15 protein-coding genes and 1 tRNA gene are annotated in these 14,957 nt (G+C 48.5%); 3 read left to right on the plus strand and 13 right to left on the minus strand.

Annotated elements, in window-relative coordinates; all coding sequences use genetic code 11:
* Positions 1 to 525: phosphate/phosphite/phosphonate ABC transporter substrate-binding protein (locus FP815_01685; GenBank protein ID MBA3013648.1), on the plus strand; the 525-nt coding region annotated here is incomplete at its 5' end.
* A 7-nt stretch (positions 526 to 532) separates the two neighbouring features.
* Here FP815_01685 and FP815_01690 read toward each other — a convergent pair.
* From FP815_01690 to FP815_01730, 9 genes are all read right to left on the minus strand, one after another.
* Positions 533 to 967 (minus strand): hypothetical protein, encoded by a 435-nt coding sequence (locus FP815_01690; protein ID MBA3013649.1) that lies wholly within the window; start codon positions 965 to 967, stop codon positions 533 to 535.
* An 84-nt stretch (positions 968 to 1,051) separates the two neighbouring features.
* Positions 1,052 to 1,972 (minus strand): MBL fold metallo-hydrolase, encoded by a 921-nt coding sequence (locus tag FP815_01695; protein MBA3013650.1) that lies wholly within the window; start codon positions 1,970 to 1,972, stop codon positions 1,052 to 1,054.
* Positions 1,973 to 1,977: 5 nt separating this feature from the next.
* Positions 1,978 to 2,853, minus strand: a complete 876-nt coding sequence (locus FP815_01700; GenBank protein ID MBA3013651.1) for an HDOD domain-containing protein — start codon at positions 2,851 to 2,853, stop codon at positions 1,978 to 1,980.
* Positions 2,854 to 2,950: 97 nt separating this feature from the next.
* A complete protein-coding gene (hisA, locus tag FP815_01705) occupies positions 2,951 to 3,721 on the minus strand; it encodes a phosphoribosylformimino-5-aminoimidazole carboxamide ribotide isomerase (protein ID MBA3013652.1) in 771 nt (256 codons plus the stop codon).
* A gap of 454 nt (positions 3,722 to 4,175) precedes the next feature.
* Entirely contained in the window at positions 4,176 to 4,889 is a 714-nt protein-coding gene (locus tag FP815_01710; protein MBA3013653.1) for a hypothetical protein, read from the minus strand.
* Positions 4,890 to 4,935: 46 nt separating this feature from the next.
* Positions 4,936 to 7,017: an elongation factor G gene (locus tag FP815_01715; GenBank protein MBA3013654.1), complete on the minus strand. Its 2,082-nt coding sequence runs from the start codon at positions 7,015 to 7,017 to the stop codon at positions 4,936 to 4,938.
* A 187-nt stretch (positions 7,018 to 7,204) separates the two neighbouring features.
* Positions 7,205 to 7,759: a hypothetical protein gene (locus FP815_01720; GenBank protein ID MBA3013655.1), complete on the minus strand. Its 555-nt coding sequence runs from the start codon at positions 7,757 to 7,759 to the stop codon at positions 7,205 to 7,207.
* Positions 7,760 to 8,280: 521 nt separating this feature from the next.
* Positions 8,281 to 8,356, minus strand: a tRNA-Phe gene (locus FP815_01725).
* 87 nt (positions 8,357 to 8,443) lie between these two features.
* Positions 8,444 to 9,343 (minus strand): hypothetical protein, encoded by a 900-nt coding sequence (locus tag FP815_01730; protein MBA3013656.1) that lies wholly within the window; start codon positions 9,341 to 9,343, stop codon positions 8,444 to 8,446.
* A 281-nt stretch (positions 9,344 to 9,624) separates the two neighbouring features.
* On the opposite strand from FP815_01730, the gene FP815_01735 reads away from it, so the two are divergent.
* A complete protein-coding gene (locus FP815_01735; GenBank protein ID MBA3013657.1) occupies positions 9,625 to 10,023 on the plus strand; it encodes a hypothetical protein in 399 nt (132 codons plus the stop codon).
* Positions 10,013 to 10,654 carry a protein-L-isoaspartate(D-aspartate) O-methyltransferase gene (locus FP815_01740; GenBank protein ID MBA3013658.1) on the plus strand — a complete coding sequence of 214 codons (642 nt, stop codon included), beginning with the start codon at positions 10,013 to 10,015 and terminating at the stop codon, positions 10,652 to 10,654. Before FP815_01735 ends, FP815_01740 begins: the two co-directional genes overlap by 11 nt.
* A gap of 15 nt (positions 10,655 to 10,669) precedes the next feature.
* On the opposite strand, the gene rodA is transcribed toward FP815_01740, so the two are convergent.
* The 4 genes from rodA to mreC form a co-directional block, all read right to left on the minus strand.
* Complete coding sequence (rodA, locus tag FP815_01745; protein ID MBA3013659.1) at positions 10,670 to 11,785, minus strand: rod shape-determining protein RodA; 1,116 nt, start codon at positions 11,783 to 11,785, stop codon at positions 10,670 to 10,672.
* Entirely contained in the window at positions 11,772 to 13,649 is a 1,878-nt protein-coding gene (gene mrdA / locus FP815_01750) for a penicillin-binding protein 2 (protein MBA3013660.1), read from the minus strand. Before mrdA ends, rodA begins: the two co-directional genes overlap by 14 nt.
* A 2-nt stretch (positions 13,650 to 13,651) precedes the next feature.
* Positions 13,652 to 14,194 (minus strand): rod shape-determining protein MreD, encoded by a 543-nt coding sequence (gene mreD / locus FP815_01755; protein MBA3013661.1) that lies wholly within the window; start codon positions 14,192 to 14,194, stop codon positions 13,652 to 13,654.
* 13 nt (positions 14,195 to 14,207) lie between these two features.
* A partial coding sequence (gene mreC, locus FP815_01760; GenBank protein ID MBA3013662.1) for a rod shape-determining protein MreC occupies positions 14,208 to 14,957 on the minus strand: 750 nt, incomplete at its 5' end.

Raw genomic sequence — 14,957 nt, forward strand, 5'->3', positions numbered from 1 at the left:
ATTAAGACGGTGGAAGATCTCAAAGGAAAGACGATGTTGTTTGGCCCGACCCTGGCCCCTACCGGTTTCATGAGCCAAGTCGATGTTCTCCAGCAACACGGACTCGATCCCGAAAAAGATCTAGCCTTTTATACCGTCCCTAAAGGCTCGTTCAAACATGAACAGGTAATCTATGGAGTGCTTTTTGAAAAATTTGATGCGGGAGCCATCCCGATAAGTGATATCGAGAATATGGCCGCAGATAATAAGATTGACATGGAAGATTTTCGGATCGTGGCCAAGGGAGAGTCTATTCCCTATTGCAACTTCGCCGTTACCCAGAAGGTTGATCCTGCTTTTGCTGAAAAATTCAAACAAACTCTCCTGGCAATTACGCCAGAGACCACAGTGGAGTACAACGGAGAAAGGATCAAGGTGTTGAAACACGCCTTGGCGGATGGGTACGAAGACACAAAGGACGCTGACTTTAATATAGTTCGAGAAATGGCCAAGCGAACCAATATGCCGCCATACCAAAAATTTTAAACCCTGACTACAATACTCTATCCACCATGATTCCTGTCTTCTGCATCAGCCGGGCAAGCAGTATTGGCAGGTCGTTGATGTCAATACTGATATCATGAATACACCGACAGACATTAGCGTCCGAGCAGTCGTAAAGATCAATGGCGACACCTTCTTCGTTCGCCACCATAGCCAAATGGATCATTGTGCCCTGAGCCGCTAACTGGGTATTAATCTCATCCAACAAACGATGCACCTCTCGCATCGCAGCGCCGTCCAATGCTATCATTCGACGGCGCCTCCCCTCCCGTTCCTGCTCAGCTTGCTCCCGCCGACCACCCGTGAGTCTTCCTATCGCTCGAGAATGTTGCACAGCAATCGTTGGCTCAATATCGGAACGGAGAGGCTTGGGCTGAGCATTCGTCACGACAGCAGCCGGATCTTTTATCTCGTATACAACCATACGCTATGCTCCTTACCTTGATATTCTTCGTATCGGCAGCATTGGCTTAGTACACAAAAAATAAACCCCGCGAACAACGGTGCTCTAGAGAATGATTTCGCCCCCCTCCCTGGCAAAAAATATCTCAGGGCCATCCCCATCACCTGTTTGAGCATAGATCGCAGCCAGCTCATCAAATTCCCCATCAGTCCTTACAGGCTCGTGATGAAACAGAGCGAGCCTCTTGACCTGACGGCGCCTGGCAACAGCAATAGCAAATTCCATTGAAGAATGACCCCATCCTACTTTGCCAGGGATATACTCCCCTTGAGTATATTGAGCGTCATATACCAACAGATCAGCGCCAGCAACAAAAGACTCCAGCGCCTCATTCTGTTCTCTTGCTACCACTTCACCTTCAAGGGCCATCCCCTCATCATACTCGGTTGAATCTGAATCAGTACAAAATAAGTTCTGGTAGGGTTCGGTATCATAGGCCGTGCAGAATACTTTACCCTGATACTCAAACCGATAGCCAAGACAAAGAATGGGGTGATTGAGATATTTTGTGGTAAGAGTAATCCCATCTCCAAGATCGAACCGCCCCTCCTTGAGGTTGGCATAACTAATAGTAGCCGCCAATTCAGCCTGCCGAACGGGGAAATACCGGTAGGTCATCTGGCCGCCGACAATAGTCTCCAAGGTATCACTCTCGTGGCTCACCGGACCAAAAACCTCAATACGCGTGGAAGGGAGATATATCGGGGTGAAAAAAGGAAAACCCATAATATGATCCCAGTGGGTATGGGAAAGATAGATCGAGGTCGAAATCGGACCTTTAGGAAGATCATGGCCCATCATAAAGTTGCCTAACTCCCGCAAACCTGATCCAGCATCAATGATGATCTGACGACCAACATCATCAAATCGAATTTCGATGCAGGAAGTATTTCCTCCATACTTTGCAGTGTGTCCTCCTGGGCAAGGGATCGATCCGCGAACTCCCCAAAACTTCACTCTCATCACTTTTCTTACTCCGTCAATTTTAAAAATACCTGCGCCTTATCAAGTTCCATTCGGACTATTGCATGCAATGGAGCAAGATCCGTCCACTTCAAATCCATCATCTCTAGAATTGACATCAGGAAAGGGGCTTCAGGAAAGGTATCGCCGGCCGAGCCAATCTCATAAATATTAGCATACAGATTGGCCAGAGCCACTGTCGCAACAAGAGTGCGGGAATCTGCTGGAGCCTGCTCTGGGGCATGATGAAAGGCAAGACTATCCACAATGCTCGGAGCGAGGCGCCATTTTTCACCAATCAATCGACCGGCCATCCCATGATCTATTCCCACCAGCAGTTGCTCAGAACGCAACAGAGATCCCTGCTCCAAGGCCGCCAATTGCAAGGCCTGCGCGTACTCAGCTGCAAAACATTTATTTAAAGGAATTTTACCTAGGTCATGCAGCATCCCGGCAACAAAATACTCATCCCGCTCGGATCCGGCCACATTATTCGCTGCGGCCAAGGCCTTCGCCGTTACCCCGACACAAATGGAGTGAGCCCAAAACGCATCCATAGAAAGGGCTGTAAAACAGGACTTTTTCCCCAAAGCACCGATAACGGCCGTACTCAAAGCAAGATTTTTAACAGTATTCAGGCCCAGCATTATTATGGCTCGAGCCAAAGATGACACCTGATTCGGCAAGGAATAATAAGCGGAATTGATCAGCTTCAAAACATGACCGGTAAGAACCGGATCCAGAGAAATCACCCGATTCAAGTCATTGGCAGAAGTCTTAGGGGAATTGCAAACCTCAAGGACCTTGTTTACCGTGGTTGACAGACTCGGCATCCGGTCGATATAGGCCTGTATGACATGCGTCAGATGATCACTGGACTCCATGAAATCCTCACAGGGACGAGAAAATACTCCTTGGCAAGTATGGCCAAAGCAATAGATTTAAGGGTATCACGGCAGAGATGGAGAGACCAGTTATTTCTTATGGCAAGCCCTGTTCTCTGTTAAACAGCACGGCATCATGATAAGCGATTCCTTGACCACCAAAAATATCGAGAGCGCTGCCAACAGTCACGTCAAGTCGTCCCTTGCCCAAGACCTTCACTCGGTACAGGTCATCCAAATTCTTGACCCCTCCAGCATAAGTTGCAGGTATCGGAGACCAAGATCCTAGGTCAACAACCAAATCTTCTGCTATCCCAGCACACTTTCCCTCGACATCAACAGCATGGACAAGAAACTCTGCACAAAATTTTGCACAATAAGCAAGAGTTTCCGGAGAGATGATCATTTCAGTAAATTTTTGCCAACGATCAGTAACAATATAATATGAATCCCCGCGCTTACGGCAACTTAAATCCAAGACAAGTCGATCACGACCGACTTTATCGAGCAGCTCATCGAGATGAGCTTCAAGAACTTTCCCATCACGAAAGACATAAGAGGTAACAATAACATGACTCGCCCCCTGATCGAGCCAGAACCGGGCATTATCTCCAGTTATGCCACCACCAATCTGCATCCCTCCAGGATACGCTTGCAAGGCTTCAATGGCCGCTTGGTCGCACCCTGGGCCCAGTTTGATAATGTGCCCCCCGGTAAGGGCATCCTGCCGATACATCTCAGCATAAAACGAGGAGGGCTGCTCTGAGGTAAAATTGGTACTCAAATTATGGGCTGTATCAGTTAAAGTAGAGCCAACAATCTGTTTCACCTGACCCTGGTGTAAATCAATACAAGGCCTGAATTTCATGGTATCCCTCAATAAAATGTAACGCAATCAGGTCAAGTGAGCTGAAAGCACTCTCCCTCTGCTCAATCACCATCTAAATAACTCTATGGTATCTGTTTGAATTTTCGTGTGATCAGCACATTTACTATTATTCAGTAAGTAAACGTTCACCGGGCACCCCATCTGCTTTGTTAGCGGCCTGCTCATGTGCAACTAGCACACTTCGCAGACCGCTTTATTGACCGACGAAGCGGGTCAATATAAATCGCGCATCTGGGGCACCCGATAAACGTTTACAGTCCGGTGAAATCCGCACGCTCAACACTTCTGGTGAACGATTACTTCAGTAAGAAGAATGACACAAAAAAGCCCCACTCAGTCATATTATCACTGAGTGGGGCTTAAAACGTCTTTACAACACATCTAAGGTGAGCAATTTCTCTTTCAAAATTGACTCATTATCCCTCATGTCAAACTAAAATGTAGCTCCCCACACAACCATGCTGGTGGGATCTAAACGAAGCGATTTGCCAGGAGCAACACAACCTGATGTATCCTGCAATACATTCAAAAAGATCTTACTTTCATCACCCGACTCTGGCTGAAGCATTATAACGGTATCAAACAATTCTCCTAAGGTATCGCATGGAGACGGAATGGTCCCCGCTTCGGCCTGCGAGTCACGATGAGTCACCGCAGAAAACCAAATGCTCATATTGGCCTCTTTCTGCAATTCGCGAATATCCTCTAAGGTCTGACGATCAACCTTGGAAAAATCAAGCCCATCAACAATCACGCAACACGGCCTGATAATATCCTGATAAATCAGATCATTCAATCTTTCCTCAAGCTTTGGGCGGCTAAAAGACGAAGCATTGAACGTCATAATCATCCGGTTCTTGCGAACATCCATCTGGACCTCGGACATATCTTCATGCTTGGCATTGGAGCTGATATCGAGCAAAATATCGTCATACCAAGCCTTGGTCTTCTCTATATTCTCACCAATACTGACATGAACCACCTGCTTACCGCGCAGAATACTGTCAATGGCAATTTGAACCAGAATTGCGGTCTTGCCCAAGCCTGGTCGAGCAATAACCAAACCCATACGAGCAACATCATTACCATTGGCATCACGATTAAATGCCCCCATTGGATTTTTTGCTATCAAATCTGTTTTCAACATAGTGTTATTCCCTATAAATAGTATCGTAACGCTCGTCGCCGACCGGTTACTTCTTTTCCTGGGCCTTCTTCGCAGCGGCAATAACTTCTTCAGCAACGTTCCTCGGCACTTGACGATAGGCTGCAAATTCCATGGTAAATTCAGCCTTACCCTGAGTCAAAGAACGCAACACTGTTGAATAACCAAACATCTCGGCCAGCGGAACCTCAGCCTCAACAACCGTGTATTCACCCTCTTCAAAAGTACCGATGATCATTCCGCGACGCTGATTAATACTACCCATAATGGAGCCCTGGAACTCTGAAGGACCTTCGACAGCAACCTTCATAATCGGCTCGAGCAATACAGGTTTTGCCTTCATGTACCCTTCCTTGAATCCACCACGAGAGGCCAATTGGAAGGCAATATCAGAGGAGTCAACCGAGTGGGCCGCACCATCATTAATGACACAACGAATACCATTAACCGGAAATCCTGCCAACGCCCCCTTGTCCATACTACCAGCAAAACCCTTGTCACAGGAAGAGATAAACTCCCTGGGGATTACACCACCAACGATTTTATCGACAAATTCGTACTCACCCTCTTCCATCGGCTCAATATAGCCACCTACCCGCGCAAACTGACCAGAACCACCGGTCTGCTTCTTGTGGGTATAGTTGAACTCAGCACGACTGGTGATGGTCTCACGATAAGCAACCTGCGGGGCGCCAACAGTTACTTCGGCGCCATACTCACGCTTCATCCGCTCAATATAGACCTCAAGGTGAAGCTCACCCATACCGGAAATAATAGTCTCACTGGTCTCATGATCAACAAAGGTCCTGAAGGTAGGATCTTCTTTGGTGAATCGATTCAGAGCCTTGGACATATTGCCCTGAGCCTTGTTATCTACCGGAGAGATAGAAAGAGAGATAACCGGAGCCGGGACATGCATGGAACTCATGGACAGATTGATCTCTGGGGTTGTAAAGGTATCCCCGGAGGCACAATCAACGCCGAAGAGGGCAACGATATCACCAGGACCAGCAGAATCGATCTCCTCCATCTCGTTGGAGTGCATCCGCACCAAGCGGCCAACTTTGACCTTCTTGCCGGTTCGGGTGTTGACGATGGAATCGCCCTTCTTCATGGTACCTTGATAGGTACGGAGATAAGTCAACTGACCATAACGTCCATCCTCCAGTTTAAACGCCAGACAGACCAACGGCTTGTCTGGATCACTGGAAACGACTACCTCTTCTTCGTTCTTATCCAAGTCATAAGCCGTGTTTACGATTTCACTTGGAGCGGGCAGATAATCATTCACTCCATCCAACAATTTTTGTACACCCTTATTTTTATAGGCGGAACCTATCATGACCGGTACAAATTCAAGGGACAAAGTCCCCTTGCGCACAGCAGCCTTGATCATCTGCTCTGTGGGTGTTCCCTCAAGAACAGCCTCCATCAACTCATCAGAGAACATAGAAACCGCATCGAGCAAGGTCTCGCGAGCAGCATCTGCCTCAGCCTGAAGTCCTGCAGGAATGACATCTTCGCGCAAAATCTCCCCGTTATCTCCTTCAAAATACACGGCCTTCATCGTGACCAGATCAACAACACCCTTCAGTTCAGTCTCCAAGCCAATCGGAAGCTGAATGGGGACTGCATTCAAACCAAGTTTTTCACGCACCTGGGCGGTAACCCGCTTGGGGTTGGCGCCAGTACGATCGCACTTGTTGATAAATACTACCCGTGGAACCTTGTAACGGGTCATCTGCCGATTAACGGTGATACTCTGAGATTGAACACCGCCAACGGAACAGAGAATCAACACGGCGCCATCAAGTACGCGGAGTGCCCGTTCTACTTCAATAGTGAAATCGACATGACCAGGGGTATCAATGATATTAACGTCATGCCCCTTCCATGTACAATATGTTGCAGCTGACTGAATGGTAATTCCACGTTCCTTTTCAAGCTCCATGGAGTCCATTGTAGCGCCAACACCATCCTTACCACGGACTTCATGAATAGCGTGAATCTTCTGGGTATAAAACAATACCCGCTCGGTCAAGGTCGTCTTGCCTGAATCGATGTGAGCGCTGATACCGATATTCCTAACTTTATCCAAATCCTTTTTCATCTCTGCTTCCTTTTCAGGTATTTCTGAAACTTTTAAGCCACGAGAGCAAGGGACAATCAATATCAGCCTGCTTGCGACTCATGGTGGTAAAAATAAAAAACGGCCCCAGAGCGAGAACCGTTTGTCCATAAAAAAACTTATATTTATACACGGCCAACAACATACTGTCAACCACAAAGAACGAGATTTACGAGCTGAACGCCCCACTAAAAAGTTCCGATATCGCCTTGCGTCCCGCCTCGGTCAGATTTCTCGTTCCCGAGCAAGCCAAGGTATCATAGCTGATCTGCGGGGTATCCTCCTGCCAAATCCCACCCTGCCAGCTATACCACTGCTCGCGTTGCTGGTCAAAAACACACAACGGTCGGTTGAAAAGTTTTGCCAGCTCGACCGCCCACCCGGTACCACCCTTGACCGTGTCATCATCAAGAATCATCCCGACCACAAAAACCTGATGCCCCCGATTAATTACATGAAAAATCGCCTGCAATATTTTTCTAATCTTATCAGCGCTATAATAAGTACGATGCATCATCTTGGAAACAATCTCCATACTGATATCACCTCGTTGCAGATCATCTTCGGACAAAGTCACTACAGTCTTTGCATCATGACGGCTAATCTGATGCCCGGCAAAAGTAAGCACACACTCCTCCTGCCCCCATTTAACAGCCTCCTCCCCAAACGCTGCCTCAGCGCCATTCAGCCCACTAGTAAATACCGTGCATTTCGATATCTTCATAACCCCACTCTCCTCTGACCCACACCGTCGCTGGTCAAAATTGCGCCATTATAAGCTTTAAGCGGAATAGTTCCATACCTTCCCATGAAACCACCCTAACCATCCAGAATAAAAAATACCAAAAATTACTTTATCTCACTCAACAAATCAAGCGCCAAGAAGACGGGGAAAACAACGAGACATCCGCCAGAAGGATACAAAAAAAGTAACTATCCACCTTCTGACCCAGAAAGATGTCGAAGCCCAGAACCGTAACTATTCAGCAGTGCCGCAGATGCTAGGCATCGGCCTGCGATGTGTGCTTTTCGCACATGAGCAGGCCGATAACAACGCAGATGTGGCACTGCTGGACAGTTACCAAAAAAATAGCAAGGATCGGCAGCACTCGACATAACCAATCGAAATTTAGACCACGACGACGGCACAAACCCCAATAAAGTCTAGATTGGACATGCGTTGAACAAACTAGGCGGGGCAAAAAAGAAGGGGCTACGGCATAAACCGTAACCCCTTAATTTTTTTGGTGCCGAGACCAGGAATTGAACCAGGGACACGCGGATTTTCAGTCCGCTGCTCTACCGACTGAGCTATCTCGGCACATCAGCGCGGCAAGATAATTGACGTCTTCCAATCTGTCAAGCGAATTATCAGACAACAACACGCTCACAAAAGGTAAGACGGAGTCTACTTGTCTACTTCATCCATGGACAGCTGCAAATCATCATCAGCCTCAGACCCCTCATTAGGCTTTTTATCCGAGCCCTGGCCAACAGTCATCTCCACCAAGGCATCATCCATCAAGGTCAGGTCAATCGGGGAAAGATCAGAAAACTTACTGTCCTCATCACTTTCGTCAGACTCCTCATTTGCACCCTCTCCAACCAACAAAGAGAGATCCATGACATCATCGAAGACTATTCCCTCATAATCCTTGTCTTGAACTCCCTCCTGAACTCCTGACAACTCTTCGTCCGGGGAATTAGTCAAGTCGGAAAGATCAATTTCATCCAGATCAAGTGTCATCTGGCCCTGGAAATTATCTTTAACCGGGCTTTCAACAACGGCAGGTTGAGGCTCTTCGACCACAGTATCCAAGACAAGATCAGCCTCATCAATTTCCATGGTAGCAATGTCACTGCTACCCACAGCTTCTTCCTCTTGAAAAGGAATACCTTCCAGCCCATCCTCAACACTCTCATCACTATCACTACCAAGGAGAGAGGAAACTTCCTCGACTAACGGTTGTTCCTCCGGGATCACAAAAACAATCTCATCAGAGTCGACTTCACTGCCAGGAGTATCTATAAAGGGAATTTCACTTTCGTCAAACTCGAGGGCCGGGGGCTCCTCATCAACATCAAACATCACTCCCCCACCATCACCAAAAGACGCATCTGTTACGAGATCAGAGATACCCACCGATTCGGGCACTACGCTGCCAACAACTGAACCAAGAAACATATGGCCTTGGATATTCGCAGAAGTACCTCGTAGCGATTGACCAACTGCAGTCAGATCGTTATGACATTTCCCGCAAACCTGAAGGTGATCAAATGAAATTAATTTACATTTTGGACACAGCATCTTGCTTCCCTATCCCGAGCACATAACAATTAGCCCAAAATCTCCCACAGACTTTGGTTCATGAAACTATCATAGAACAGCAAAAGCGTGGACGTCAAGCAATTATCCGGTACCAGCCGGAACCAAGTCGCCTACCCTCAACATGAGACAAAAAACCCCCGACATTTCCCGGTCAAGGCTTGCAAATTACCCAGGATCAGGCTACAACAGCGAAGACAACAATTACCCGCCTTGGCTTTCTCATGCGGACAACACTCTTCAGGGCACACGGAGGCCTCACGATGCGTCTTGACACTATACCCCGTTGGCTTTATCTACTCACCGTTCTCATACTGATCGGGGGATGCTCTTCTAAAGAGTATGTCCGACACTTGGCCTCCGACGCCTGCCTGATCACCCCTCAGAAATCAACAAAACAGGAAATTCAGGCCTATTTCGGACCTCCCGACAGGAAACAAACCCTTAACGCTGGCAACGAAGAGTGGACCTATTTTCAACAAAACAAAAGCCTGCTCCGCAAAACACCATACGTCGGCACCCAACTCGGAACCGAGCACTATGATGTATTAATTGTCACCTTCCGTGGTGACATGGTTGAGCTCTGTCAATATCGCTTGCTATCAGACAAAGAATTCAAAGACTCCAAGATTGACACTGGCCCCAAGCCTGATGCAGACTGATTATGCCACCGTCAGAGGACGGATGATCAGGGAGCAGCTCATCCCGCGTGGCATCAATGACAATAATGTGCTTAATGCGATGGAGACGGTGCCACGCCACCTGTTCGTGGAAGATGCCCTTCGCGGCCAATCCTATGGCGATTACACCTTGCCCATCGGCGAAGGACAAACCATATCCCAGCCATATATCGTCGCGCTGATGACCCAAAGCCTCGGGCTCTCTCCAGATTCCACAGTCCTAGAGATCGGCACCGGTTGTGGATACCAGACCGCGATCCTCTCGCAGCTTTGCGCCAAAGTTTTTACCGTCGAACGACTCAAACCGCTCATGATCAAAGCCCGACGAACCTTTGATCAACTGCACTACCTCAACATTATCTGCAAAATTGACGACGGCACCATGGGCTGGGCAGCCAATGGTCCATATGACGCAATCATGGTTACAGCCTCTGGACCAACAATCCCGGAAGCCCTAATGGCACAACTTGCTGACCCAGGACGTATGGTCTTACCAGTAGGAGACCGTCAGAGCCAGGAACTCATTGTCGTCAACAAGAGGCAAGGGCAGATCGAACAATCAACTATAGAATACGTCCGCTTCGTCCCGCTTATCGGCAAACAGGGCTGGTAACAGGTAACTCCCCTGTCAGCTCTTACTTCCCGCCCTGAATCGACGCATCCTGACATTAAACAGGATGCCAACCCCGGCTAAATTGGTCAATAGCGACGAACCGCCATAACTAAACAAGGGTAGCGGCATACCGACAACCGGCAGCAACCCAAGCACCATGGCCACATTGACAAATGCCTGCCAGAACAACAAGGCACTTACCCCAAACGCCAGGAGCACCCCAAACTTATCTCTGGCAACTGCAGCAACGCTTAGCCCCAAAAAAACCATAAAGAAATAACAGGCCAAGAAAACCACCGAACCAACAAACCCCCACTCCTCTGCCAAGACCGAAAAAGCAAAGTCGGTGTGACGCTCTGGCAGGAAATCGAGATGAACTTGGGTCCCCGCCAGATAGCCCTTGCCAAGAACCTGCCCAGACCCCACCGCAATCTTAGACTGCATTATATGATACCCTGAACCCAGAGGGTCCCCTTCAGGATTCAGCAAGGTCTCCACCCGCTGCCGTTGATAGGGCTTAAGGCCATATTTCCAGGCCATTGGCGCAACTGCCAGCCCAAAAACAACCAGAAGTATTATCGTCCCCATCCGTATTTTCACAAAGAGGGTCATCGAGGCAAAGACAAAAACCAACATCAAGGCGGTGCCAAGATCGGGTTGCTTAATAATCAATCCAACCGGAACCAATAACAACAGCGCTGGTGGCACGAGATCAGCCAAACTAAACCCCTTCCCGGTGTCTTTTCGGCAGTAATAGCTGGCAAAGGTGACAACGACAGACAACTTGGCCAACTCAGACGGCTGCAACTTGACAAAGCCAAAGTCAATCCAGCGTTGGGCTCCGGCCGTTGTCTTACCAAAAACCACCGCAATAATTAAAAGAACAATAACAGCGACATATATCGGATAATTGACCCGCAGCAACACATGGTAATCAACGCTGATAATCGCCAGGATCAAACAGAACCCCACCAAATAATAGTACCCTTGTTTAATATATGGTGGCGTGCCAGGATAGCCGGCATAAGAGGCGCTATACAAATTAGCAAGCGACATGGCAATAACGACGAGTACCGTCAGCAACAGAAGCCAGTCAAAATGAAGCGCAAGCCGGCGGTCAAATCGCAACATGGTCGTTCTCCGTGTCCTTCTTCCTGGGCTTGACTTCCTTAAAATAATAATCCAACAACTTTCTGGCGACCGGTCCGGCCCCGGTAGCTCCATGCAAACCATGCTCAACAATAACGGTGATGGCTATTTCCGGCTTCTCTGCCGGCGCATAACAAGTAAACCAGGCGTGATCGCGATATTTATACGGAATGTCCTCTTCCTTAAGATGCTTGTATTGCTCTACTCTCACTACCTGGGCGGTCCCAGTCTTGGCTCCGACCAAAATTGTGGGCAATTTAGCAACGGTCGACGTACCACGCGGGGTGTTGACAGCCGACTCCATTCCTTTCCTGATCAAATCCAGTGACTTGGCATTGCCAAGGGCATGACCATCAACGATCGGCTCAAAAGTCTTGAGCACCTTGCCGTCGCTGTCTACAATTTCCTCAATAAGCTGGGGACGATAGCGGATTCCACCATTCACCAAGGTGCTGGTCATCTGGCAGATCTGCAATGGGGTCGCAGAATCATAGCCTTGACCAATGGAGATCGACATCGTCTCTCCCTCATGCCATGGCTGGCCATAGCGTTTCTTTTTCCATGCGATACTGGGTATGATCCCCGCCTTTTCATGCTCCAGATTCACCCCTGTTGGCTCACCAAGCCCAAGGCTCTTGGCGTACTCCGCCAATTTATCCACCCCAACCTTCATCCCAACGCTATAAAAATAGACATCACAGGACTCGGCCAGCGCCCTCTCGAGACTGACAGCCCCATGCCCATTTTTCTTCCAACAACGATAGTTCCGTCCACGGAACCTCATCGCCCCGTTACAATAAAACGTGGTGTCATTGGTGACCACTCCTTCACTCAAACCGGCCAAAGCAACCGACATCTTGTATGTCGATCCTGGGGGGTACTGCCCCTGTATCGGTTTATTAATAAAGGGTTTCAGCGGATTCTCCAGCATATCCTTCCATGCCTTCCGTGAGATGCCACCAACAAACTCATTCAACTCTAGCGGCGGCGAGCTGACCACAGCCAAGAGTCGCCCAGTATTGACCTCCATCATTACTGCCGCCCCAGCCCGACCATCAAGGACTTCTTCCGCCACCTCCTGCAAATCACGATCAATTGTCAACTTAATATCAGCGCCAGGCAGTGGTTGCAGCACCGAGACTTCGCGCTGCTCAAAGCCTTGAGCGTCAACTTCGACATAGCGGCGACCAGGCTCTCCACGTAACTCAGTCTCATAAATTCGCTCAAGACCAAGTTTCCCAATTTGATCATTCAGATGATACTCTCCTTCAAATTCATTAAGCTCTTTTTCATTGATCCTGCCGAGATAACCAAAAAGATGCGATCCTAAATTTTCGTACAAATACTCCCGTGAGGCCTGGACCTCTACCCGGATACCAGGCAGATCATAAAGGTGATTTTCAACGGCGACCAAAGTCTTCCAATCAAGATCTTCCTTCAGGGTAATCGGCACATAACGGGGATAATCCTCCGCCTCTCTGATCCGGTCCAGCAGATCATTGACATCCACTGCTAACAGGGTGGAGAGGCGACTCAACACCTGAGCAGGATTAGGTGCGTCTTCCCTTGCCAAAGTCACATTAAAATAAGGGCGGTTAGCAATCAAAGGCCGCCCCAAACGATCGGCAATCATGCCTCGCGGCGCATTTACCCAGTGCAACCTGAGCCGATTATTCTCGGAGGATTTAAAAAAATCGTCCCCCTTAATGATCTGCAGATACCACAGCCTGATCCCAATGATTGCAGCAAATGCAAGCAGAGCAATAGTGGCAAAACGCACCCTTTTCTTCAAGATCAGAAGCTCAGCCTCGTTGACCTGTTCAATTCTGGAAATAACCTGCCGCATACTCATCCTTGCGCCTTATAAAAATTTCCCTTCTTCTGGCCAAAGAGAGAACGCTTCTTAGGGCGTTTGTCGCACCATGACATTATGATAAAAAGACAGCGGTTAATCGGAATCACCAGGATGGTAACGATCAGCGCCCGTTGAAGCATGATTCCCCACCCCCAGGGATAAAGAGAACCGTCAACAAGCATCAGACTGGAGAGATAGACAAAGGCGTTAACAACAAGATAGGCTAAGGCGACGAGTGGCGGCTGGTGATTTAAGGCATCTAATGCGAAATGCGCGGCTAATCCTTTGACAACAAAAAAAATCATCAGATAGGCCATGGCGTAAAGGCCGAGAAAGTAGCCGGAAAAGACTTCCATAACGATCCCGAAAAGCACTGTCAACACGGCGCCAGGCCAAGGTTTGAAGTACAGAGCCAAAAAGACAATCATCAGAAAGAGCAGATCCGGAACCCCCACCCATTGCGGAAGGGACTGAAGCACCGTCGTTTGTAGCGAAAGAAAAAAAATGCCCAGCAGAAAAAAAAGGGAAAATCGCATATCGCCGCAGGCCTCACTCGACCAAGGGACTTGCTTGCAAAATGATGGTCACATACTCAAGTTCCCGAAAATCAACTGCGGGCTTAACGGCGATTGAATGAAACATTCCTCGCCTGTCCTTACCAACATCAGTTACTGTCCCAATGAGAAGGCCTTTAGGAAAAACACCTCCCATACCCGAGGTAATAACAAGATCGTCTCCAGCCACCAGTTTTTCCTTTAAAACATACTCCAGACGATACCCTTGGCCATTCCCTTTGATAATCCCAAGCGACCGGGTACTCTGAACGATAGCATCAATCGCCGAATTAGGGTCCACGGCCAGAAGTACTTTGGAAAAACGAGGCGATACATTGATCACCTGCCCGACAACTCCCTCGACGGTTACCACCGGCATCCCCTTCTCGACTCCGGCAGTGATCCCTTTGTCAATGGTCATGGTCTTAAACCAAAGAGCAGGGTCCCGACCAATGACTTGCGCCGTCAGAGTCGGATCGTCGATAGAGTGAGACAAATCAAGCAATTGACTCAAACGGACATTAGTCGCTACCGCTTCTCGAGTCTCGGCATTGATAGCGACATACCGCTTTATCTCCTCCCGCAACCGCTCATTCTCCTCACTGACTCCGACAAGGCTGACATATCTATCCCAAAATCCGGACACAAACTGTCCGCTTTCTGTGAGAATTCCCTGTAACGGGGCCAGCAAGTCAAAAGCCAACCGATGGGTTAACCCGAATTCCTTGCGACCAACAGTCGTAAC

This window comes from Desulfobulbaceae bacterium (genome assembly GCA_013792005.1).
Lineage (GTDB): Bacteria > Desulfobacterota > Desulfobulbia > Desulfobulbales > VMSU01 > VMSU01.